The sequence below is a fragment of the Stutzerimonas sp. Brlt_14 genome, assembly GCF_051948915.1.
GTDB lineage: Bacteria > Pseudomonadota > Gammaproteobacteria > Pseudomonadales > Pseudomonadaceae > Stutzerimonas > Stutzerimonas stutzeri.
Genome location: NZ_JAYJLM010000008.1, coordinates 105,778 through 127,648, shown reverse-complemented (window position 1 = coordinate 127,648; position 21,871 = coordinate 105,778). Strand labels below are relative to the sequence as shown.

At 63.2% G+C, this 21,871-nt stretch carries 19 protein-coding genes; 2 read left to right on the top strand and 17 right to left on the bottom strand.

Annotated elements, in window-relative coordinates:
* Window position 1: 1 nt before the first annotated feature.
* The 3 genes from VF716_RS19370 to VF716_RS19360 are packed head-to-tail and all read right to left on the bottom strand — an operon-like array spanning window position 2 to window position 4,482.
* Window positions 2-2,974, bottom strand: coding sequence for an ATP-binding protein (locus VF716_RS19370; protein ID WP_108242235.1), 2,973 nt, complete (start codon window positions 2,972-2,974; stop codon window positions 2-4).
* A gap of 24 nt (window positions 2,975-2,998) precedes the next feature.
* Window positions 2,999-3,385 (bottom strand): very short patch repair endonuclease, encoded by a 387-nt coding sequence (locus VF716_RS19365; protein ID WP_108242234.1) that lies wholly within the window; start codon window positions 3,383-3,385, stop codon window positions 2,999-3,001.
* Between the two features lie 53 nt (window positions 3,386-3,438).
* Window positions 3,439-4,482: a DNA cytosine methyltransferase gene (locus VF716_RS19360; RefSeq protein WP_108242233.1), complete on the bottom strand. Its 1,044-nt coding sequence runs from the start codon at window positions 4,480-4,482 to the stop codon at window positions 3,439-3,441.
* A gap of 408 nt (window positions 4,483-4,890) precedes the next feature.
* On the opposite strand from VF716_RS19360, the gene VF716_RS19355 reads away from it, so the two are divergent.
* Window positions 4,891-5,100, top strand: coding sequence for a hypothetical protein (locus tag VF716_RS19355; protein ID WP_013983798.1), 210 nt, complete (start codon window positions 4,891-4,893; stop codon window positions 5,098-5,100).
* 150 nt (window positions 5,101-5,250) lie between these two features.
* On the top strand, window positions 5,251-5,412 hold the full coding sequence (locus tag VF716_RS19350; protein ID WP_020308439.1) for a hypothetical protein: 162 nt from the start codon (window positions 5,251-5,253) through the stop codon (window positions 5,410-5,412).
* A gap of 122 nt (window positions 5,413-5,534) precedes the next feature.
* On the opposite strand, the gene VF716_RS19345 is transcribed toward VF716_RS19350, so the two are convergent.
* The 14 genes from VF716_RS19345 to VF716_RS19280 form a co-directional block, all read right to left on the bottom strand.
* Window positions 5,535-6,797 carry an OprD family porin gene (locus VF716_RS19345; protein ID WP_440552862.1) on the bottom strand — a complete coding sequence of 421 codons (1,263 nt, stop codon included), beginning with the start codon at window positions 6,795-6,797 and terminating at the stop codon, window positions 5,535-5,537.
* Between the two features lie 272 nt (window positions 6,798-7,069).
* Complete coding sequence (locus tag VF716_RS19340) at window positions 7,070-8,785, bottom strand: tannase/feruloyl esterase family alpha/beta hydrolase (protein WP_440552861.1); 1,716 nt, start codon at window positions 8,783-8,785, stop codon at window positions 7,070-7,072.
* A 251-nt stretch (window positions 8,786-9,036) separates the two neighbouring features.
* Window positions 9,037-9,435: a DoxX family protein gene (locus VF716_RS19335; RefSeq protein ID WP_440552860.1), complete on the bottom strand. Its 399-nt coding sequence runs from the start codon at window positions 9,433-9,435 to the stop codon at window positions 9,037-9,039.
* A gap of 111 nt (window positions 9,436-9,546) precedes the next feature.
* Window positions 9,547-11,046: a sigma-54 interaction domain-containing protein gene (locus VF716_RS19330; RefSeq protein ID WP_125873094.1), complete on the bottom strand. Its 1,500-nt coding sequence runs from the start codon at window positions 11,044-11,046 to the stop codon at window positions 9,547-9,549.
* A gap of 75 nt (window positions 11,047-11,121) precedes the next feature.
* On the bottom strand, window positions 11,122-12,492 hold the full coding sequence (locus tag VF716_RS19325; RefSeq protein ID WP_440552859.1) for a TRAP transporter large permease: 1,371 nt from the start codon (window positions 12,490-12,492) through the stop codon (window positions 11,122-11,124).
* Between the two features lie 16 nt (window positions 12,493-12,508).
* Entirely contained in the window at window positions 12,509-13,111 is a 603-nt protein-coding gene (locus VF716_RS19320; protein ID WP_102893828.1) for a TRAP transporter small permease subunit, read from the bottom strand.
* Window positions 13,112-13,283: 172 nt separating this feature from the next.
* Window positions 13,284-14,369, bottom strand: coding sequence for a TRAP transporter substrate-binding protein (locus tag VF716_RS19315; RefSeq protein ID WP_125884165.1), 1,086 nt, complete (start codon window positions 14,367-14,369; stop codon window positions 13,284-13,286).
* A 404-nt stretch (window positions 14,370-14,773) separates the two neighbouring features.
* Window positions 14,774-15,172: a MerR family transcriptional regulator gene (locus VF716_RS19310; protein WP_011914294.1), complete on the bottom strand. Its 399-nt coding sequence runs from the start codon at window positions 15,170-15,172 to the stop codon at window positions 14,774-14,776.
* Between the two features lie 78 nt (window positions 15,173-15,250).
* Entirely contained in the window at window positions 15,251-16,432 is a 1,182-nt protein-coding gene (locus tag VF716_RS19305) for an acetyl-CoA C-acetyltransferase (RefSeq protein ID WP_125873095.1), read from the bottom strand.
* Between the two features lie 257 nt (window positions 16,433-16,689).
* Window positions 16,690-17,319, bottom strand: coding sequence for a CoA transferase subunit B (locus tag VF716_RS19300; protein WP_014597528.1), 630 nt, complete (start codon window positions 17,317-17,319; stop codon window positions 16,690-16,692).
* Between the two features lie 4 nt (window positions 17,320-17,323).
* Entirely contained in the window at window positions 17,324-18,019 is a 696-nt protein-coding gene (locus VF716_RS19295) for a CoA transferase subunit A (RefSeq protein WP_095461046.1), read from the bottom strand.
* Window positions 18,020-18,104: 85 nt separating this feature from the next.
* Window positions 18,105-19,004, bottom strand: a complete 900-nt coding sequence (locus VF716_RS19290) for a hydroxymethylglutaryl-CoA lyase (protein WP_440552856.1) — start codon at window positions 19,002-19,004, stop codon at window positions 18,105-18,107.
* A 157-nt stretch (window positions 19,005-19,161) separates the two neighbouring features.
* A complete protein-coding gene (locus VF716_RS19285) occupies window positions 19,162-21,072 on the bottom strand; it encodes an acetyl/propionyl/methylcrotonyl-CoA carboxylase subunit alpha (protein WP_440552855.1) in 1,911 nt (636 codons plus the stop codon).
* Window positions 21,072-21,869 carry a gamma-carboxygeranoyl-CoA hydratase gene (locus VF716_RS19280; protein ID WP_020308427.1) on the bottom strand — a complete coding sequence of 266 codons (798 nt, stop codon included), beginning with the start codon at window positions 21,867-21,869 and terminating at the stop codon, window positions 21,072-21,074. Before VF716_RS19280 ends, VF716_RS19285 begins: the two co-directional genes overlap by 1 nt.
* Between the last annotated feature and the right edge of the window lie 2 nt (window positions 21,870-21,871).

The window sequence follows — 21,871 nt, the reverse complement described above, 5'->3', positions numbered from 1 at the left end:
ACTACTCTCCCTCACTCATGGATTTAATCCTAAAGATAGGGTTAATATCCAAACCTGTGCTAATAAGCTCTATGTCAAATCCTTCCCTACGCAGCGTCTCGCGACTGATGGCCAAGCCCATGCCTCGCCCGCCGGGTTTATTGGTCTCGCCAAACTCAAAAATTCGATCAGACAGCCTAGATTCGATACCAGGTCCTGTGTTTGAAATTAGAAGCCCATGTTCATCTATATCAAAAACTATCTCCCGCTTGCTTTCGGCGCGGCTCGAGATCCAGTAGATAGCATTATCAACAACGTTAATGAAGGCGCCTAGTAATGCCGAAGATTTGCACTCAACTTTTCTGGATCGGAAACCGTCAGTAGCCACAAGAGAAATTTTAGATTCGGCTAGTTGCTCACCAAATACTCTGCGAACAACATTAAGTATTTCATCTCCTGAGACCAATACGGTTGAGCGGTGCAGTCTGCGCCCTAGCGGATCAAGTACTTTTAGATATCCATCAAGATGCTCTATGTGAGCGCGAAGATCTTTATAGATTTTGGCCAAAGGGGGGTTTCGGTCAGCCCATGGTTTGAGTTCGGTCATTGAAACCCTAATCCCTCGGGCCGCACGTTCAAACTCATGCTGCAATATCCCGACTGACATTCCCATTTGTGCAAAATCCGAATAGAACTCAATCTGCTCCTCTAAAACCTGATTACGAGCTTCAAGGGCAGCAAAGCGGTCATCCAAAGTTTCACGGCTGCGTATACCCTCAGCTAGCTCAACCATCTGGCGTTTGAAAGAATCAAGAAACTCGGTTTCTCTACTGCGTAGTTCCGTAATGCGTCGTTCTACTTCGTATCTCGCTTGGTCAATTTTGTCCGGGTTTTCAGCTGAGTCTTTAACGAATTTATCAATGACCTGCTCAATGTTTACTCGAAGATGTGAGAATTCTTCTTGGAGAACATCTTTTACTGCTGCCTGCATGAAACTTGCGGCCTCAGCTGTTTCGCGGCGCAAACCAACCAGCTCGCGAACAGTGCTGTCGCGTTCCTTCTCTACATCCTGTAGGGCGATATTGCGACGTTCTGCTGACGCAATTTTCCCTTCGGTAGCCTCACGTATTAGATCATCGATATTGGCACGCAGCGGATCAAGAATAGACTCGCGAACAACCTTCGATATCGATTCATAAGACGCCCAGTCCTTCTGCAATTTGCTGGTCAGGGCAAATCCTTTAGGACTAGTGATAACTGATTTGTTATAAAGGCTTCGCGCCTTCTGCTTCACTTCTAGCTCTAAAAGCCTAGCTTTGGACGCAAAATCACCAAGATCAAGCTCGGATCTAAAGTAGTCTAGGCGTTCCTCAAGAAAAGCTAAGATGCTCTTTGATTCTGACTCAAACTCTCCTTTATTATATTTTTCAAAAAAAATCTTTAATGCTTCTCGAAACTCGTTTCTCCTGGCATCAGCTTTTTCTTGCTGCTTCTTTAGTAAAGCTGCCTGAGCTGCGAATGTGTCCTTGCCGGCCCAGAAATCATCCCCTTGCGGGGAGCTTTTCCGAAAAAATTCATAAGCTAGTTGTCGAAAAAAATTAATTAATATCGCGCGGAAATCTCGGTATGCCTGATTTTCTCTAAAACCCTCGCGCCCTGCTTTTTCAGTAAGAGCGCCGTTCTCGGAATGGCTGATCGAGACATAACCGAATCCACGTCGATAAGAAAAGAACCAGTCTTTAGCCGCCAGGTTGCGCCTTTTCTCAATATCCAGCCAGTCGTAATCGGAATTTCCGTATGGGAGTATTCTTATGCCGTCTCTATATATATACAGCCCGCCAAGCCTATTTGTTTTTTCATCCATCTCGGCCCAATCCTGCGGGGCGAGCCTGGATTCGTCGGACCTGCCTTGAATATATCCGTACCTAAAAGAGAACGCCCCGCATTTTGGCTGTCGTCCTTTCCCTTCTGCCCAATTACAAATGAAGTCTCGCTGTTTTCCGTAAATCGAGACAACACCTACAAACTGGCCATATTCATCAAAAGTTCCCTCGAAGTACTGGTCGGTTTTTAGAAAGTCGTCACTGGTGAAGAAATTTTTTGAACCAATTAGATCTATAACGTCGAGCTGAGAGTGGTCCCTGAACTCAGTTTTGATAACTGGATCATCAAAGGCCATCGTATTTGAGAAGCCAAGCAAGTTTCGCTCTAGCTTTGACGACTCCTTGTCCGCCCCGCCATCAATATCGTCATCTAGTTCCGGGGCTACCGGCAGCAAAATGAATTGAGTGCCATAACCCTCGCCTGCAAGGCTTAGCGGCTCCATTCGGCCGCTGTTAAGTGTTTTGTCTAAATTGTCCGGCCCAATGATCCTGGCTAGCTCGATATCTCGACATAGCTGTTTAAAAGCAATTGGTTCAATTTCTTTTTCTAGGCTATGCAGGTTTTGCTCAACCCGGTCTATTAGTCGCCCAATGTCCTTTTGCGTTGGCAGCATGCCGCCGGGTAGTTCTTCAACTGGAATATCTATTGCACCAATGTCTAATCCTGGCTGCTCAAATAGCCCCCAGTGCACAACCGCAACAACAAGATCCCGGAGGCCATCTGGGCGGCAAGCTCGTGTCAAGAGGATGGTTATTGGCGCAATAACCGCAATAGCGAGGCGGCCAATGCCTTTTTCGCCCATGATGACGCGTCTAGGAAGATTCTTTGGGCCACGCCATTCTTTCCAACTATCGTTTTTTTCATGGTTGGCGTGAACCCGGGATTCGGTACCAAGCGTAAGCCAACGGTTCTCCACATCATCCCGAGTCATGCCATAACCGTCATCCCGAAGCACAAGCACACGATTACGACGATAGAAGTCGACTTCGACTCGCTCAGCATAGGCGTCATGGGCGTTCTTGAATAACTCGTGAATTGCAGTAGGTATACCCGCAATTTGTTGCCGCCCGAGCATGTCGACGGCTCTAGCTCGTACCCTGAGCTGTGTCATGAAGACTCCTAGGTCTTAAAGGAGTTACCGATTCTTTTTGGTATTTAATCGCTCCATGATACTCGCAGCCATGGAGCCAGGCGTTTCGTGGGTCCAGAACCTCAGCACCTCCCAGCCAGCCTCAATCAGCTGCGTGGTTACCCGCTCATCCCGGGTGCGGTTGCTAGTGAGCTTTTCTGCCCACCAGTTCTCATTAGCTTTCGGGATCGTACCGTGATATGGACAGCCGTGCCAAAAACATCCGTCTACGAAGACTGCGACCTTTTTGCTAGGGAACGCAATGTCGATATTGGAGCGCCCCATGGCTATAGCCTTGGGCTTGTAGTGAATTCGATACCGCAGCCCTGCTGCAAATAGTAACTTGCGCAAAGCCAGCTCCGGAGCAGTGTCTTTCGTACGCACACGCTTCATCACAGCCGACACCAGTTCCGAGGAAGGTGCAGGCCGAGACGATGAAAGTTTTGTCACAGGTTCGGGCGGAGTGCAGCCTTAAGGCTGGACGCGATGGTACGCATCATTTCCGGAGGCACCGCGTTGCCGATCTGCGTTGCCACTTGGCTGGCGTTGCCGTGGAACACGTAATCATCTGGGAAGGATTGGAGGCGTGCTGCCTCACGCAATGTGATCGCTCGATTTTGCTCAGGATGAGCGTATCTACCCCGGGTTATATCCGTACAACCGGTAGTTAGCGTAGGAGCAATGCCATTCCATGCCATACGGCCATAGGTATCCGAGAAGGAGCCCTTCTTCGTGGTGTTCTTATGGCAAGCCAGCTGGAGGTGCGGAGGTAGGGACTCGCGGCCACCACCATCTATGGGAATATGCCGAAGACGCTCGATGTTCAACGGTGAATGCTTACGGGCGTAGTGGAGAGGGTCCGCGCCTGATGATTCACGCCCCACGGGAGGCACTGGAAGATCCCGAATGACCTGACCGACCGTTTTCTTACTGGTGCGCGCAATGTTCGTCGCCCGCTCAAGCGAGACTCCGCTTGCGGCTACGAGAATCATGCGAGTACGGCGCTGCGGAACGCCTAACTCCGAGGCATCCACACGCATCGGCTCGGCTACATCGTATCCCTCAGTGCGGAGCCAAGCAGTGAATCCATCAAAGATGTCGGTGGAAGCCAGCCCAGGGACATTTTCAAGGAAGACCAGCGAAGGGCTGAAGCGCTTGATGAATTTCTTTGATTCCTCAACCAGGTTATTCCGGGAGTCGTCCTTGCTCTTATGGCGATTCTGGCTGCTGAAGGGCTGACAGGGAGCGCACACGACCAAAAGGTCGAGCTTACCTGGGATGAGGTCAGCGAACTCCTCAGGATCAACCTGACGGATGTCCTTTTCCAGCAAGCGGACTTCATCGTGGTTCGCGCGATAGGTCCGGCATGCTCCCGCGTCGAAGTCGACCGCGCCAACCACGTTGAAGCCAGCTTGCTTCAATCCCAAAGAAACGGCTCCGGACCCGCAGAACAAATCCAGAGCAATAGGCTTTTGAGAGCGCTTAGCCATGAGGGAATCCCTAACGAGTTAGTGTGCGTCCTACACCCAAAATCGTGACGGGTAACGGGAACATAATCTGGCGGAATACTAGGCGCAAGTAGCTGTAGAGTCTAGATTTTTGCGGGTTTCGGCCGATGTGGATGCCCTGGTAGACCGCCTTTTGATCCATCTCGCCGCCTTAAAATCATGTGACTACTTCTGGGCTTTTTTCCGGAAAGGTGTGCAGTAGTGTGCAGGGGCAAGTGCTGAAAGCCCCTTCCTATGGCGATCACTAGGGCAGTGAGATGCTTTGCTGGAGATTCATAATGCGCCGCTCGCCCGTCCAGCGGCACCCACTAGACATCCCAAGGCGCCTAGCCAAAGCTAGCCGCCTTTTTTCGTTCCTTTTGTTTGCTGTTCCGTTTACCGAGGTAAACCATGCGTGAGCGTTTCGATGAGATTCGTGCCGAGCGGGATGTTCATTCCGTGGAGCCGGTTGTTTACAACCGTGATCCCCATGCCGGGCTGTGGAAGCAGATCGCATTGGGGATCGTGGTGGGTTATCTGGCGTTGGGTCTGATCAGCGCCGTGGGTTGGGCGGTGTTTGCGCGGTTCGCCTTGGGCGGGCTGCAGATAGCGGTGCCTTGAGGTCGAGCGTTTGCCCGGCGCACAGGCCGCAACGGTAGGGATTCCGGTGCATGGCAGGCCGTTGACCATGCCGTGCGGGCGGCGCAGAATCGCGCCATTTGGCGGGGCGACCCCGCCTGCAGGTTTTCTTTTGTGTAGTAAGGGCGTGCGATGAATACCTTTCTGACGGCGGTCTCGGTGGTCGTTTGTGTGTTGGCGATCAGTGCGGGTGTGATGCTCGATGTGCGGCACAAGCCGAGCGACGAGGCGAAGCGGATGTATACCGCCGAGCGGGTGAACGAGATTCTGCGGCGTAATACGAAGCACAGCTGAGCCGGCAGGCGAGGCTGAAGCGTGAAAACAGGCGGCCCAAGGGTCGCCTTTTTCATGCCCGGAAAAAAGCCGGGCGCGGGGCCCGGCGAAGTCCAACGAGGAGAGGTGCTGCGGCGTGGTGCTTACCAGAGTGGCAGGCTGTAGCTGACGATAAAGCGGTTCTCGTCCAGGTCGCTGCCGAAGTTGCTGCGGGTGGTGGCGTTGCGCAGGCGCAGGCCGAGGTTCTTCAGCGGGCCGCTTTGGAACACGTAGGCGAGGTCGGTATTGCGTTCCCAGGTCTTGCCTTCGCTGGCGCCGGGGCCGCGGTCGACGTTGTCGCCGGAGAGGTAGCGGGTCATCAGGCTCAGGCCGGGGATGCCCATGGCGGCGAAGTCGTAGTCGTAGCGGACCTGCCAGGAGCGTTCGTCCTCGTTGCCGAAGTCGTTGATCTGCACCAGGTTGACCAGCGAGTTGTCGCTGCCGGCGATGTAGGCGAAGCCGGTGTCGCCGTTGAGCTGCTGGTAGCCGGCGCCGAAGGCGTGGCCGCCGAGCTTGTAGGTGAACATGGCGCCGAAGGCATCGGCGTCGACGTTGCTGCCGCCGTCGTCGGTCTGGTGTACGTAGCGCAGGTCGGTCTTGAAGCTCTGCTTGTCGCCGAGCGGCAGCACGTGGACCAGGCCGAAGTTGTGCTCTTTGTAGATGCCGTCCAGCCCGCCGTAGAAGTAGCTGGTGCTGAGCTCGGGCGACCAGGCGTAGCGTGCGCCGGCGAAGAGGAATTCGTCGCTGCTGGTCTGGCTGCCGAACTGGATGTTGCGGCGGCCGCCGTTGAAGGCGGTCATTTCCTCGTTATCCGAGGAGTTGCGCTGGTTGACGCGGTCGAGCTTGCCGAGGTCCAGGGTCAGGCCGTCGATCTCCTTGCTCTGCAGCCAGGCGCCGCGATAGGTCTGCGGCAGCAGGCGGCTGTCGTTGCGCATCACCACCGGCAGGATGGGTTGCAGGGTGCCGACGTGCAGGGTGGTGGCGGACAGTTTGGCCTTGGCCGTCACGCCGGCGGAGCCGTAGTCGTCCTGGGCTCGGTTGGGGGCGTCGCGGTCGCTCTGCAGGATGCCGGTGCCGACGCGGTCGGGGCTGGAGTCGAGCTTCACGCCGAGCAGGCCGATGGCGTCCACGCCGAAGCCGATCGGGCCTTCGGTATAGCCGGATTCCATTTTCAGCATGAAGCCCTGGGCCCATTCCTCGGCCTTGGACTGGCCGGTGCCGGAACGGAAATCACGGTTCATGTAGAAGTTGCGCAAATCGATGCTGGCCTTGCTGTCTTCGACGAAGGCGGCGCTGGCGGGGTGGGTGGCGATCACTACGGCGCCGCCGCAGAGGATGTGGCAGAGGGATCTGTGGTGCAGTCGCATGGTATTTCCTCTTGTTGTTGTTTTGGGCCGCTCTCGGGCGGCTACAGGGCATAGAGCGAAAGGCGTGCCAGTGCCGGAAGTAGCCGGGCTGCTCGGCTGGATGGCGCGTGCCAGAGCGCTTGCGCGTCGCATTGCCTTGGCGCGGGAGCGGCATGGGAAGCGTCCGGCTGGCTGGACATGTATGGCGCGCGGCCAGCTTTGGCGAGGCGGTGTCCAGCGCGGCGGACGGTTGGAGGAGGGCGCCGGCCGGGGAGCCGGCGCCGGTTCAGATGCTAGCGGGTGCCCTTGCGGCTCTGCACGCAGACGAAGCTCGTGGCGGCATTGACGTCGCCCTTGCCGACGTACTTCGGCCAGCCGGGGTATTCGCACAGCGGGCGGGTGCGGCCGGGCACGCCGACGCTGTCGGCAACGACCTGCCGCCGCGGCGCACGGCCCTGTTCGACCCAGTCTTCCAGTGCGCTCAGCGAATCCCAGGCGGCGTTGAACACGGTGCTGGCGGCGTGGCCGTAGCCGGGGATCTCGTAGTAGCGCAGGAAGCGCTGCGTCTTGCCCGGGCCCATGTCGCGGCGCACACGCTCGTAGTACTCGGCGGTGGCGCGGGTGCTCACCAGTTGGTCGGAGGTACCGTGGGCCATGAGGATCTTGCCGCCGTTGCGGGCGAATGCGGACAGGTCGGTCCGGTTGACGTCCTGGCGCAGCGACAGCTCGCTGATGCGCGCCTGCCACGGGCCGGGGTTCTGCGGGTCGAGGGTCAGCGAGTTGAAGGTGGGATTGCGCGTCACGAAGAAGCGCACCCATTCATCCCAGAAGCCGGAATGGTAGGGCGCGCCCTCGGCGAAGCCGGTGCCGTGCACGGGCATCGGGTAGCTCGGCTGCAGGGTGTTGAGGCCGAGGCGGTTGACCACCAGCTGCACGCCTTCACCCGGCCGGCCGAGGTCGGTGCCCCAGGTGTTGAAGCCAGGGTAGTGGGTCTCGCCGCTGGCCAGCGGGAAGTTGAAGCGGATCGGGCTGTTGAACACCCGCAGCGCGTGGATCTGCGCATCCGACAGGCAACGCTGCGAGGTGTCGGCACCGCCCGGGCAGCGCAGCGGTTTGCCGTTGAGCTTGGCGCGGGCCGGGTCGAACTGCGCGTTGCACGCGGCCTGATGGCTGATCACGCCGTCGCGCACGCCGTCCAGCCCGTCACAGGCCTGCATCGCGGCTTCCAGCAGTGCGGCGCGTTTTTCCAGGCTGGGAAAGGCGCCGGGCTGGGCGAGGGCGCGGGTGATGCGGCCGAACTGCAGGTCCAGCGCCAGCGCGTTGTAGGCGGGGTAGAGGACGATGGCGCCGTGGAAGTCGGTCGGCCATTGCTGCACCACGGCCAGCGCCTCGCGGCCACCGGTGGAGCCACCGGCGAAATAGCTGCGCTCGGGCGTGGCGCCGTAGCGTTGTTCGATCAGGTAGACGGCGGTATCGCGGGTTTTCTTCAGCGCATCGTGGGCGTAGTTGGCCAGGGCTTCGTCGTTCCAGGCAAAGGAGCCGGGGCTCGCCGGGTCGGCGACGTGCCCGGAGTCGCTACCGAACACGGCGTAGCCACGGCCGAGCGGCGTGGGTTGATCCAGCGGGCCGGCGGGGACGTTGCCGGCGACGTTCGGCACCGTGCCGTTGTAACCGCCGCCGCCGAACATCATCGCCTTGCGGTTCCATTGTTCGGGCAGCACCAGGCGCATGCGGATTGCCGGTGCGGCGGGATCGACCGGGCGAATCTCGGCGCTGACATCGCAATAGGCGCCGAACGTCTGCGGGGCGCTGCCGCCGCCGGCCACCGGGGTCGCCGCCGTGACGCGGGCGCCGCTGGTAGGCAGGCCGATGGCCTGGGCCGGGATCTCGCGGCCGAGCAGTTCGGTGCAGGTCGCCGCCTGGGCGGACTGACTGGCCAGCAGCGCCAGGGCGAGGGAGGCCAGGGGCAGGGAACAGCGCGCAAGCGAGTTGCAGGATGGATGCATCATTGAGGCTTTCCTTCTTCTTGTTTTCGGGCCGTGCGCCGGGTAGGCGCATAAGCGCTCAAGCCAATGACATGCCAGCGGACGGAAGGAAGGGAGAGCAGGCGATGGCCGGTCGCCGCGCTTGCGGCGAAGGCTCTGGCGCAGGGATCGGGTCGATAACGGGGAAGGTTGCGCGAGGCGCCTGGGGCTCAGGCGGGCGAGGCAGGGTGTCCGGCGCGCTGGACGACCGTCCGCCGTGCCGGACACTCAGGTGGCTAGTTGTAGCGGCCGTTCAGCCCCCCGACGCTGTAGCGCCCGGCGCCGAGCAGCAGGATGGCCAGCGAGCCGAACAGGAACAGGCCCTGCAGTTCGATGGCCCAGCCGCCCATCGGCCCGATGTCGAACAGCTCGGCCCGGTGCGCCAGGGCGAGGGCGACGACCATATTGCCCAGCATCAGCAGGGCTCCGAGGCGGGTGTACAGGCCGACGATCACCAGCAGCGGCCCGACCACCTCACCCAGGTAGACGCCGTAGGCGAGGGCCGTCGGCAGGCCCATGCCGGCCAGCATGCCGCCGATGCCGTCCACGCCATGCAGCAGCTTGTGGATGCCATGCAGCAGCATCAGTACGCCGACCGAGAGCCTGAGAACGAGTTTGCCTGCATCGTCTGTCATCTTCGCGCATCCCAGTTGCGGCGCCGGGAGTCGGCGGCCCTGCCTCCAATGTAGATCAGCCGCTGTGACATTGCCGCGTCGCGGTAAGCGCCAACCCGCGCGTTTGCCCGCTCAGCGCTGGCTCAGGCCATGCTGCTGCAGCTTGCTGTAGAGGCTGGCGCGGGAGATGCCGAGTTCCATGGCGGCGCGCCGCCGGTTGCCCTTGCAGGCGGCCAGTGCGCTCTGCAGGGCGCGCCGCTCGGCCTGGGCGAGGGTCTGGGCCAGCGGTTGCAGCGGCAGTTCTTCGCTCGGCACGGCCTCGGTCGGCAGGGCAGCGCTTGGCGCGCTTGACGCATAGGCCGGCGCGTCGGCCGAGCGCGCCTGCTCGCCCAGCAGCGGCAGCAGGTGCGCAGCCTGCAGCTGCGGGCCGTCGGCGGACAGCTGCGCGCGTTCCAGCAGATTGCCCAGCTCGCGCACGTTGCCGCGCCAGGGTTGCGCGCAGAGCAGCGCCAGCGCCTCGGGGCTCAGCTCCATCGGCGGCTGCCCGGAGCGGTTGGCGATGTCGTCCAGCAGGTGCTCGACCACGGCGGGGATGTCGCTGGCGCGCTCGCGCAACGGTGGCACGCGCAGGGCCAGGACGTTGAGGCGGTAGTAGAGGTCGTCGCGGAACTGGCCGGCGGCGACCTTGGCTTCCAGGTCGATATGCGTCGCGGCGATCACCCGCACATTGAGCGCCTTGACCTGGTTGGAACCCAGCGGCTCGACCTCCTGCTCCTGCAGCACGCGCAGCAGCTTGGCCTGCAGCGGCAGCGGCAGGTCGCCGATCTCGTCGAGGAACAGCGTGCCGCCGTTGGCCACCTCGAACTTGCCGATGCGCGCCTTGCGGTCGGCACCGGTAAAGGCGCCGGGGGCGGTGCCGAACAGCTCGGCTTCCACCAGGCTTTCCGGAATCGCCGCGACGTTGACCGCGACGAAGGGCCCGCGCGCCCGCGGCGAGAGGTTATGGATGCCCTGGGCCAGCAGCTCCTTGCCGGTGCCGGTCTCGCCACGCAGCAGCACCGTGGCATCGAGCTGCGCGGCGCGCCGGGCCTGGCGCTTGATCTCGCTGGCGGCCGGGCTGTTGCCGATGAAACCGGCGATGGTGTAACGCGCCCGGCGTGCCTTGGCCAGTTCGTTCTGGGTGGCGACCAGCTGGGTCTGCAGGCTGGTGTACTTGGACATCAGCGGCTTGAGGTGGCGAGCGCGGTCGAACAGCACGAAGCCCAGCGCGCCGACCAGGGTGCCGTCCTCGTCGCGCAGCGGAATGCGGGTGACCACGAAGTGCTCGTCGCCGAAGGCCATCAGGTCGAGCATGCTCGGCTGGCCGCTTTCCACCACCTCGCGCAGGCGGCTGGCCGGCAGCACTTCCTCGATCTCCTTGCCGAGCACGCTGGACGGATCGCGAATACCGACCTTCTCGGCGTACTTGTCGTTGATCCAGACGATGCGCGCCTGACGGTTGACCGCGATGGTGCCCTCACACTGCGCGTTGAGGTGATCGAACAACAGAGGCATGGCCACGGCACGGAAACGTTCCGGGGATACGCCGACGATCAGGCCGTGGTTGTCGAGTGCGTCGCGGGCAATGCTCATGGGCAGTCAGGGTCCGTTCTGGAGCGGCCGATTATGGTTGGCCCCGGCTGCCACGGGCAAGGCGGCCGGGCATGCTCAGGGCTGGGAATACACTTCATTCGGCAGCCAGGTGGCCAGCGGTGCGAAATAGAACACCAGGGCCAGGCCGAGCAGCTGGATGAGGATATAGGGCAGCACGCCGAGGTAGACATCACGGGTGGTGATGCCCGGTGGGCAGACGCCCTTGATGTAGAACAGCGCGAAGCCCACCGGCGGCGTGAGGAACGAGGTCTGCAGGCAGAGCGCGAAGAGAATCGCGAACCACAGCGGATCGACGCCCATGGAGAACAGCACCGGCGCCACCAGCGGCAGGATGATCAGGGTGATCTCCACCCAGTCGAGGAAGAACCCCAGCAGAAAGGTGATCGCCAGCACGGTGAGCAGCACACCGGTCTGGCCGAACGGCAGGCCGGTCAGCGCGGCGCGGATCACGTCGTCGCCACCCAGGCCGCGCAGCACGGCGGCGAATACCGTGGCGCCGATGAAGATGCCGAAGATGAACGCGGCGGTGCGGCTGGTCTGATACAGCGCATCCTTGAGCACCGGCAGGTTCAGGCGGCGGCTGGCCGCGGCCATCAGCAACGCACCGAAGGCGCCCACCGCAGAAGCCTCGGTGGTGGTGGCAATGCCGAAGAAGATCGAGCCGAGCACGGCGAAGATCAGCGCCAGCGGCGGCACCACGGCCCAGAACACGTCGAGCAGGGCACGGCCGTCGAGCTTCGGCCGGTTGACCGGGGCCGGGGCGAAATCTTTTTTCAGCCAGGCGGTGATGACGATGTACAGCACGTACATCAGCGCCAGCATCATTCCCGGAATCAGCGCGCCCATGAACAGCTTGCCCACCGAAGCCTCCGAGGTGCCGAGGCGGTCGGCCATCAGGACCAGCATGATGCTCGGCGGAATCAGAATGCCCAGCGTACCCACCGAGCAGGCAGTGCCCACCGCCAGGCTCTTGTTGTAGTTGGCCTGCAGCATCGGCCCGATGGAGAGCATGCCGAGCAGCGCCACCGAGGCGCCGACGATGCCGGTGGAGGCGGCGAGCAGGATGCCGACCACCACCACCGTCACCGCATAGCCGCCGCGCAGCGGGCCGAGCACGCGCACCAGGCTGTGCATCAGGCGTTCGGCGATGCCGGAGCGGTCGAGCATGATGCCCATGAAGATGAACAGTGGCAGGGCCACCATCAGCTCATTGGCGACGATGCCGTAGATGCGCGCGTCGAGCACGCCGATGGTGCCGTCCCAGGTGAACCAGAGATTGGCGTCGAAGTGTTCGACCAGCACATAGCCGACCACGGCGAACAGCAGGCCGATGCCGGCCAGCGACCAGGCGACCGGGAAGCCGAGCAGCAGCAGGCCCATGAAGCTGGCGAACATGGCGATGACGAGGATTTCTTCCAGACCCATGATTGCGACTACTCCATCAGGGCTGCGAACGAGTGCGGTCGCGCTCGTCCGAGGGGGCCGTCAGGGCCCGCGGGAAATTGAACAGCAGGGTGCTGCAGCGCAACGCGCGGGACAGCAGCGCCAGCGCCACCAGCGCGAGGCCAATGGGCAGCACGCTCTTGAAAATGAAGCGATGGGGCAGCCCGCTGGGTGCCTGGGAGCGCTCGTTGTAGAGGTAAGCCTTGTAGGCATAGGGAATCAGCGCATCGATCATCAGCGCGATCACCGGCAGGGCCAGCAGCACGATGGCGACCAGCTCGATCCAGGCGCGACCGCGCAGACTGAAGCGTTCGCTCAGCACGTCGACGCGCACATGGTCGTCGCGCACCACGGCGTAGGCGAGGGCAAGCATCAGCGCGGCGCCGAACAGGTGCCAGGACAGTTCCTCCAGCGCGATGGAGCCGCGGGAGAGGGCGAAGCGGCTGAACACGTTGGCCAGCACGACCAGCAGAACCGCCAGCCAGAGCCAGGCGCTGGCCTGGCCGATAGCGACCAGCAGGCGATCCAACGGCCGCGAAATACGGTTGTACGGCAGCGCGTCGGGCGCTGGCGCATCGGGAGAGACGGGCTTGAAGGACACGGCGGACCTCGGAATCTCGGCACAGGGATAGGAGGCGGGCACGTCGCCGTGCCCGCGGGTTAGTGGCCTGTTTGGTAAGTCTGGTTGGGCAATTTCGGCGCCCATGGCCCCGATACGGCGTCGCCGCTCATTGCCTCAACCCACTCACCGCACAGGTCACAGCAGGCAGCCGTCAGTCGTACTTGTAGAAGTCGCGCGGCAGGTAGCCCATGCCGTGCCAGATCGAGTGGTGCTTCATGAACTCGCGCTGGCTGGTCAGTACGCGCTTGAACATCTCGTCCTTGGCGGCCATCTCGTCGAGCACTTCATCAGTGACCTTCTGCAGTTCGCGCAGTACCGGCTCAGGCAACACCTGGGCCTTCACGCCCTGCTTCTGGTAGTCGCGCAGCGCGGTCGGCTGTGCCCACTCGCTTTCGGCGAAGCCCTTGAGGGTCGCCGACTCGCAACCCATCTCGATGAGTGCGCGGCTTTCCGGCTTGAGCTTGTCCCAGACGTCCTTGTTCACCAGCAGGTGCGAGGTGGTCAGCGTCTGGTGCCAACCGGGCATGATGTAGTTCTTGATGATCTGGTCCAGGCCCAGCATCTTGTCCACCGCCGGCTGCGAGAACTCGGTGGCGTCGATGGTCTTGCGCTCCAGCGCCTGGTAGATCTCGCCGCCCGGCACCATGGTCACCGAGGCGCCGAGCTTTTCCAGCACCTTGCCGCCGATACCGGCGAAGCGGATGCGCAGACCGTCGAAGTCGTCCAGTTTCTCGATGGGCTTGGCGAACCAGCCAGCGCCTTCCGGGCCAATGATGCTGCACAGCATCGGGTGGATGTTGCGCTCGGCGTAGATCTCCTCCAGCAGCTTCTTGCCGTCGCCCTGGTAGTACCAGGCCAGGTGCGCCGGCGGCTCCATGTTGAACGGCGCGCCGGAGTACAGCGGCAGGGCCGGAATGGTGCCCTGGTCGTAGCCGATCCAGGTGTAGCCGGCCGGGTACTTGCCGCTGCTCACCGCATCCATGATCTCGAACGGCGGCACCAGTTCGCCCGGCTCGTAGTAGCGCAGCTGGATGTCGCCGCCCGAGACGGCCTTGAGCGATTCGGAAAGGTGCTTGACCGGCGTGGTCAGGCCGATCAGGTGGGATGGGAAGGCCAGCGGCACCTGCCAGCGGATCTTCTCCGCGGCACTGGCGACGCCACTGAGCAGGCTGGCGCCGAGCAGGGTGGTGGCACCGATGGCGCAGGCGATACGGGAAAGCTTGTTCTTGGTCGACATGCAGATTTCCTTCTTGTTGTTGTTCTGTGCCCGAGGGCGGACGCGTAACCGCCCGTGGGACGAGGGCGTTAACAGGCCAGAACAAGAACAGAGGCCGAGCCGATGCTGCCGATCCGGCGCCAGTCTTGTTCTTTGGTTTGTTCTGGCGTCGTGGGGTGGATTGCAGGTTCTGTGCCTATCGCCCGCGAACGAGGAAAGGCGCGCGCTGCAGCGCTATTGGAGTGATTGCAGGACGATGGCGGTGTCCGCTGCGGCAGACACTGCCCGGGTGGATATGCGGCAGTGTCCGAAATTCTGGAACATGTCCATTTCTTTGGACGGCGCGATAACGAACGGGCGGACAAACGAATCCGGCGTGCGCAGGGCGCAACGCCGGATGAGAGGCAGGCGAGAAGGGCGTCGGATCAGCTGGCGGCTTGCTTGGCCAGCGTGCTTTCCAGTGCGGTGCGGCAGCGCTCCTCGGCGGTGTCCAGCTCCAGCTGCATCTGCTGGATGTCGAGCAGCTGCTGCTCCAGCTGCTGGCGCCGCTCGGCGATCATCTGCAGCATGATGTTCAGCTGCTTCTGGTTGCCGGCCTTGGGATCGTAGAGCTCGATCAGCGTCTTGCATTCGGCCAGCGAGAAGCCGATGCGCTTGCCGCGCAGGATGAGCTTCAGCGCGACGCGATCCTTGGGCGAATAGATGCGCTCCTGGCCGCGGCGGGTCGGCGTGAGCATGCCCTGTTCTTCATAGAAGCGGATGGCGCGGGTGGTGATGTCCAGCTCGTTGGCCAGGTCGGAAATGCTGTAGGTCTGTTTCGCCATGATTCCTTCCGATCATCCTCTGTCGCGCCCGGTGATCCGGGCGCGTGTCTGCCAGCATGCCCTGCCGCGATGGCGCGTTCAGGAGCGTTCGACTGCCAAGGCTACTCCCTGGCCACCACCGATGCACAGTGTTGCCAGGCCCTTGCGAACGTCGCGGCGCTGCATCTCGTGCAGCAGGGTCACCAGGATACGGCAGCCCGAGGCGCCGATCGGGTGGCCGAGGGCGATGGCGCCGCCGTTCACGTTGACCTTATCGGCATCCCAGCCCAATTCCTTACCCACCGACAGCGCCTGCACGGCGAAGGCTTCGTTGGCTTCGATCAGGTCCAGCTCGGCCAGCGTCCAGCCGGCCTTTTCCAGGCAGCGGCGGGTGGCGGTGACCGGACCGATACCCATGATCGCCGGGTCGACGCCGGCGTTGGCGTAGCCGGCGATCTTGGCCAGCACCGGCAGGCCGAGGGCCTCGGCCTTGCTGGCGCTCATCAGCACCACCGCGGCGGCGCCGTCGTTGAGGGTCGAGGCGTTGCCGGCGGTGACGCAGCCGTCCTTCTTGAAGGCTGCACGCAGGCCGCCGAGGGATTCGGCCGTGGTGCCGGCGCGCGGCTGCTCGTCACGGGCGAAGGCGACCGGGTCGCCCTTGCGCTGGGGAATCATGACCGGGGTGATCTCGGCATCGAAGCGGCCGCTTTCGATGGCCGCCGCGGCACGCTGCTGCGACTGTGCGGCGAAGGCGTCCTGCTGGGCGCGGTCGATGCCGTACTTGTCGGCCAGGTTCTCCGCGGTGATGCCCATGTGGTAGTCGTTGAAGGCGTCCCACAGGCCGTCGGTGATCATGGTATCGACGATCTGCGCGTGGCCCATGCGCAGGCCGGTGCGTGCGCCGGGCAGAACGTAGGGCGCCAGGCTCATGTTCTCCATGCCGCCGGCGATGACCACTTCGGCATCGCCGCAGCGGATCGCCTGCACGGCCAGATGCACGGCCTTGAGGCCCGAGCCGCATACCTTGTTCAGCGTCATGGACGGTACGGCGTGGGGCAGGCCGGCCTTGATCGAGGCCTGGCGCGCGGTGTTCTGCCCGGCGCCGGCGGTGAGCACATGGCCGAGGATGACTTCATCGACCTGAGTCGGGTCGATGCCGGTCTTTTCCAGCAGGGCGCGGATCACGGTGGCGCCCAGTTCGACTGCCGGCACATTGGCCAGCGAGCCCTGGAAACTGCCGATGGCGGTGCGGGTTGCAGCTACGATGACGACGTCTTGCATGACGGACTCCGAATAAAAAAGCGCTACGCCGGGGCGTAACGCGAGGACCAGGCACGCGGCCTGGCTCCGGGAAAGGGTGCCCTCGAACGACAGGGGGCAAGCCGTTGGTCAGCGCGCTGGCAGACCGGTCGATGCCGCAGTATACGGGCGCCTGGGTGACTGGCCAGTGCTGGCGCGCCGCCGGCTCGGGGCGTTCGGGGCAGGCGGGAAGACGCAGCGGGCAAGGGGTGCTCCGGCGTGCTTCCCGCACCCAGGCTTCAGCGCTGGATCGGGCAGCCGGTGGCCTCTTGCAGCTCCTCGAAGCTGACGCCTTCGGCCAGCTCCACCAGCTTCAGGCCTTGCTCGGTGACGTCCAGCACGCCGAGGTCGGTGATGATCCGGTCGACCACGCCGAGGCCGGTGAGCGGCAGGTCGCAGGCCGGCAGGATCTTGTGCGCGCCGCCCTTGGCGGTGTGCTCCATCAGCACCACGACGCGCTTGACGCCGGCCACTAGGTCCATCGCGCCGCCCATGCCCTTGACCATCTTGCCGGGGATCATCCAGTTGGCCAGGTCGCCCTTCTCGGACACCTGCATGGCGCCGAGGATGGCCAGGTTGATGTGACCGCCGCGGATCATGGCGAAGCTCTGCGCGTTGTCGAAGAAGCTCGAGCCGGGCAGGGCGGTGACGGTCTGCTTGCCGGCGTTGATCAGGTCCGGGTCGATCTCTTCCTCGCTGGGGAAGGGGCCGATGCCGAGCAGGCCGTTTTCGCTCTGCAGCCAGACGTCCATGCCTTCGGGAATGTAGTTGGCGACCAGGGTAGGCAGGCCGATACCGAGGTTGACGTAGAAGCCGTCCTGCAGCTCCTGGGCGGCGCGTTGCGCCATCTGTTCACGTGTCCAGGCCATGGTCTCAGCTCCTCACCGTGCGTTTTTCGATGCGTTTTTCCGGGTTCGGGTTGTGCACGATGCGATGCACGTAGATACCCGGCAGGTGAATCTGGTCCGGGTCCAGCTCGCCGGTTTCGACGATCTCCTCCACCTCGACGACGCAGACCTCGCCGGCCATCGCTGCCAGCGGGTTGAAGTTGCGCGCGGTCTTGCGAAACAGCAGGTTGCCGGCCTTGTCGGCCTTCCATGCCTTGACCAGGGCCAGGTCCGCGGTCAGCGATTCTTCCATCACGTACCACTCGCCGTTGAACTGGCGGGTTTCCTTGCCTTCGGCCACCAGCGTGCCGTAGCCGGTCCTGGTGTAGAACGCCGGGATGCCCGCGCCGCCGGCACGCAGCTTCTCCGCCAGGGTGCCCTGCGGGGTGAACTCCAGGGCCAGCTCGCCGGCCAGGTACTGGCGCTCGAACTCCTTGTTCTCACCCACGTAGGAGGAAATCATCTTGCTGATCTGCCGCGTCTCCAGCAGCAGGCCGAGGCCGAAACCGTCGACACCAGCGTTGTTGCTGATGGCAGTCAGGTTCTTCTTGCCGCTGTCGCGCAGCGCGCCGATCAGCTGCTCGGGGATGCCGCACAGGCCGAAGCCGCCGACGGCGATGGTCATGCCGTCCTGAACCAACCCTTCCAGGGCGTGGGCGGCGTTGGGGTAAATCTTGTTCATGAATTACCTCTACTTGTTGTTCTGTCCGTGCCGGGCGCTACCTGAATGGGCGCCCGACGAATAGGGTTTAGCAAGAACGGTGCCGCTAACCAGCCAGTCTGGCGCGGGCGACCCGCGAACCGTTGGCGCGCCCCAGCAGCTGGCTGATGCGCTGCCCGGCGGCGATCAGTGCGTCGAGGTCGATGCCGGTGGCTATGTCCAGCCCGTTGAACATGTACAGCACGTCTTCGCTGGCGACATTGCCGCTGGCGCCTTTGGCGTACGGGCAGCCGCCGAGGCCGGCGACCGAGCTGTCGAACACCGCGATGCCCTCCAGCAGGCTGGCATAGATATTCGCCAGCGCCTGGCCGTAGGTGTCGTGGAAATGCCCGGCGAGCCGTTCGTGCGGCACCTCGCGAGCCACGGTATCGAACAGCGTGCGGGTCTTGCCCGGTGTGCCGGTGCCGATGGTGTCGCCCAGGGAAACCTCGTAGCAGCCCATGGCATACAGCTCGCGGGCGACTTCGGCGACCTTGGCTGGCGCCACTTCACCTTCGTAGGGGCAGCCGAGCACGCAGGAAACGTAGCCACGCACGCGAATGTCGTGCTCGCGGGCAGCCTCCATCAACGGCGCGAAGCGTGCCAGGCTCTCGGCGATGGAGCAGTTGATGTTCTTCTGCGAGAAGGCTTCGGAGGCCGCACCGAACACCGCGACTTCCTTCACGCCGGCCTCGATGGCCGCCTCCAGGCCCTTCATGTTCGGCGTCAGCGCGGCGTAGGTGACCCCGGCCTTGCGTTGGATCTGCGCGAAGACCTCGGCGGAGCCCGCCATCTGCGGCACCCACTTGGGCGAGACGAAGCTGCCGACTTCGATATAGGCGAGGCCGGCGGCGCTCAGGTCGTCCACCAGGCGCACTTTGTCCGCCACGCTGATCGGCTGCTGCTCGTTTTGCAGACCGTCACGCGGGCCGACTTCCACCAGGCGGACCTGTTTGGGCAGGCTCATATGTCCTCCAGGGGTGAGCGCGATTGGTCGGCTCACCGGTTCATGTGTGTCATCCGAGGCGTCCGGATACCGGTGGCAAAGCCTGCGGCGTTTTCCACCCTACGGCCTTTGCGTGGGCCGGGTGGACATCAGCGAAGCCTTGCCACCTTGGCGGCCGTCACGCCTCTTCCATTTCCAGCAGCACCGCGCCTTCGCTGACCATCTCGCCTTCGCTGCAGAACAGGCTCTTGACTACGCCAGCCTGGGCGCTGCGGATGCTGTGTTCCATCTTCATCGCTTCCAGCACGATCAGCGCGGTGCCGGCTTCGACATGCTGACCGGCCTCCACCAGTACACGCACGATACTGCCGTTCATTGGCGCGGTTAGGCCGCCGTGATGCTGGTGGCTGGCCTCGGCTTCGGCGATGGGGTCGAAGGCGCGCACGGCCAGCCATTCGCCGTTCCACTGCAGGTACAGCGCATCGCCCTGGCGGATCGCCTTGGGCGTGCGGACGTTTGGCTGCGGCGCTGCCGGATCGACCTTCAGCCGGCGGCTCTCGCCATTGCACTGCAGGTGCAGGCTGATCTGCGCCGGCATGCCGAAGCGCAATCCGTCGCGTTTGGACCACGGCGAATGGGTATCGTCGCCGCGTACCTTGGTCGGTTCGGTCTGCGCGAAGCACTCCGCAGCCTGCTGCCAGAAGGCATCAGATAGCTCGCCGGCCGGACGCAGCAGTTCGCTTTCGTGACGCGGGATAAAGCCGGTATCCAGCTCGGCCTCGGCAAAGGCGCGATGGCCGACGACGCGGCGCAGAAACGCGAGGTTGGTGCGCACGCCGCCGACAGCGGTCTCGTCGAGCATGGCCAAGAGGCGCAGACGTGCTTCCTCGCGGTTCTCGCCCCAGGCGATCAGCTTGCCGAGCATCGGATCGTAGAACGGCGACACCGTATCGCCCTCGGCGACGCCGCTGTCGACGCGACGGCCCGGACCATCCGCGGCTTCACGGTAGAGCTCGAGGGTGCCGGTGGCGGGAAGGAAATCGTTGTCCGGGTCCTCGGCGTACAGCCGTACCTCGATGGCATGGCCGATCAGCGGCACCTGCTCCTGGCTGATCGGCAGCGGCTCGCCGCGGGCGACGCGAATCTGCCAGGCGACCAGGTCGAGGCCGGTGATGGCCTCCGTGACCGGGTGCTCGACCTGCAGACGGGTGTTCATTTCCATGAAGAAGAATTCGCCACGGGCATCCAGCAGGAATTCCACGGTGCCGGCGCCGACGTAGCCGATGGCCTTGGCCGCCTTCACCGCGGCTTCGCCCATGGCACGGCGCAGCTCGGGGGACAGGCCGGGGGCAGGGGCCTCTTCGACTACCTTCTGATGGCGGCGCTGGATCGAGCAGTCGCGCTCGTTCAGGTACAGGCAGTTGCCGTGCTGGTCGGCGAAGACCTGGATTTCCACATGGCGCGGCTTGAGCACGTATTTCTCGACCAGCATGCGCGAGTCACCGAACGACGACTGCGCCTCGCGCTGCGCGGACGCCAGCGCCTCGGCCAGGTCCGCCTCGCGCTCGACCACCTTCATGCCCTTGCCGCCGCCACCGGCGGTGGCCTTGAGCAGCACCGGGTAGCCGATCTTTTCCGCGGCAGCACGGAAGGTTTCCACGTCCTGCGCTTCGCCGTGGTAGCCCGGTACCAGCGGCACGCCGGCTTCTTCCATCAGCGCCTTGGCGGCGGACTTGCTGCCCATGGCGTCGATGGCGGAGGCGGGCGGGCCGAGGAAGATCAGCCCGGCCTGTTCGATGGCGCGGGCGAACTCGGCGTTCTCCGAGAGGAAGCCGTAGCCCGGGTGGATCGCCTGGGCGCCGCTGGCCTTGGCCGCCTCGATCAGCTTGTCGATGCGCAGGTAGCTCTCGGCCGGCTTGGCGCCGCCCAGGTCGATGCGGATATCGGCTTCGCGGGCATGGCGCGCGCTGGCGTCGATGGCGCTGTGCACCGCAACGGTGGTCAGGCCCATGGCCTTGGCGGTGCGCATCACGCGGCAGGCGATCTCGCCGCGGTTGGCGACCAGCAGGGTATCGATATGGCGATTCATCACTTCTTCTCCTGCCAGGCGGGCGTGCGTTTTTCCAGAAAGGCGCTCAGGCCTTCCTGACCTTCCGGGCTGGTGCGCAAGCGTGCGATGGCCTGTTCGGTGGTCTGGCGCAGGTCGGCGCTGAAATCGCCATCGCCCACTTCCAGCAGCAGGTCCTTGCAGGCCTTGAGCGCCTGCGGGCTGTTGAGCAGCAGGTTGGCGACCCATTGCTCCAGCGCGGCGTCCAGCTCACTGGCCGGGTAGGTTTCTGCGAGCAGGCCGAGTTCGCGGGCACGTGTGCCGTCGAAACGTTCGGCGGTCAGCGCGTAGCGGCGGGTAGCGCGCTCGCCGATGGCCTTGACCACGTACGGGCTGATCACCGCCGGCGCCAGGCCGATGCGGACTTCCGACAGGCAGAACAGTGCGTCGCGGGCGCCGATGGCCATGTCGCAGCAGGCAATCAGCCCCAGCGCGCCGCCAAAGGCCGCGCCCTGTACCACGGCCAGGGTCGGCTGCGGCAGCTGGTAAAGGCGCTGCATCAGCTCGCCGAGTTCGTGGGCGTCAGCCAGGTTCGCCTGGTAGTCGAGTTTGGCGGACTCGCGCATCCAGCCCAGATCCGCGCCAGCAGAGAAATGCTTGCCGCGCCCGCGTAGGATGAGGAAGCGGATGCCCGCATCGTCCTGCACCTGGGCCAGCGCTGCGTTCAGTTCGCCGATCACCTGGGCGTCGAAGGCATTGTTCTTGTCCGCGCGGTTGAGCCAGAGGGTGGCCACGCCGCGCGCGTCTTTGTTCAGTTCGATGGTCTGGAAATCGGTCATCT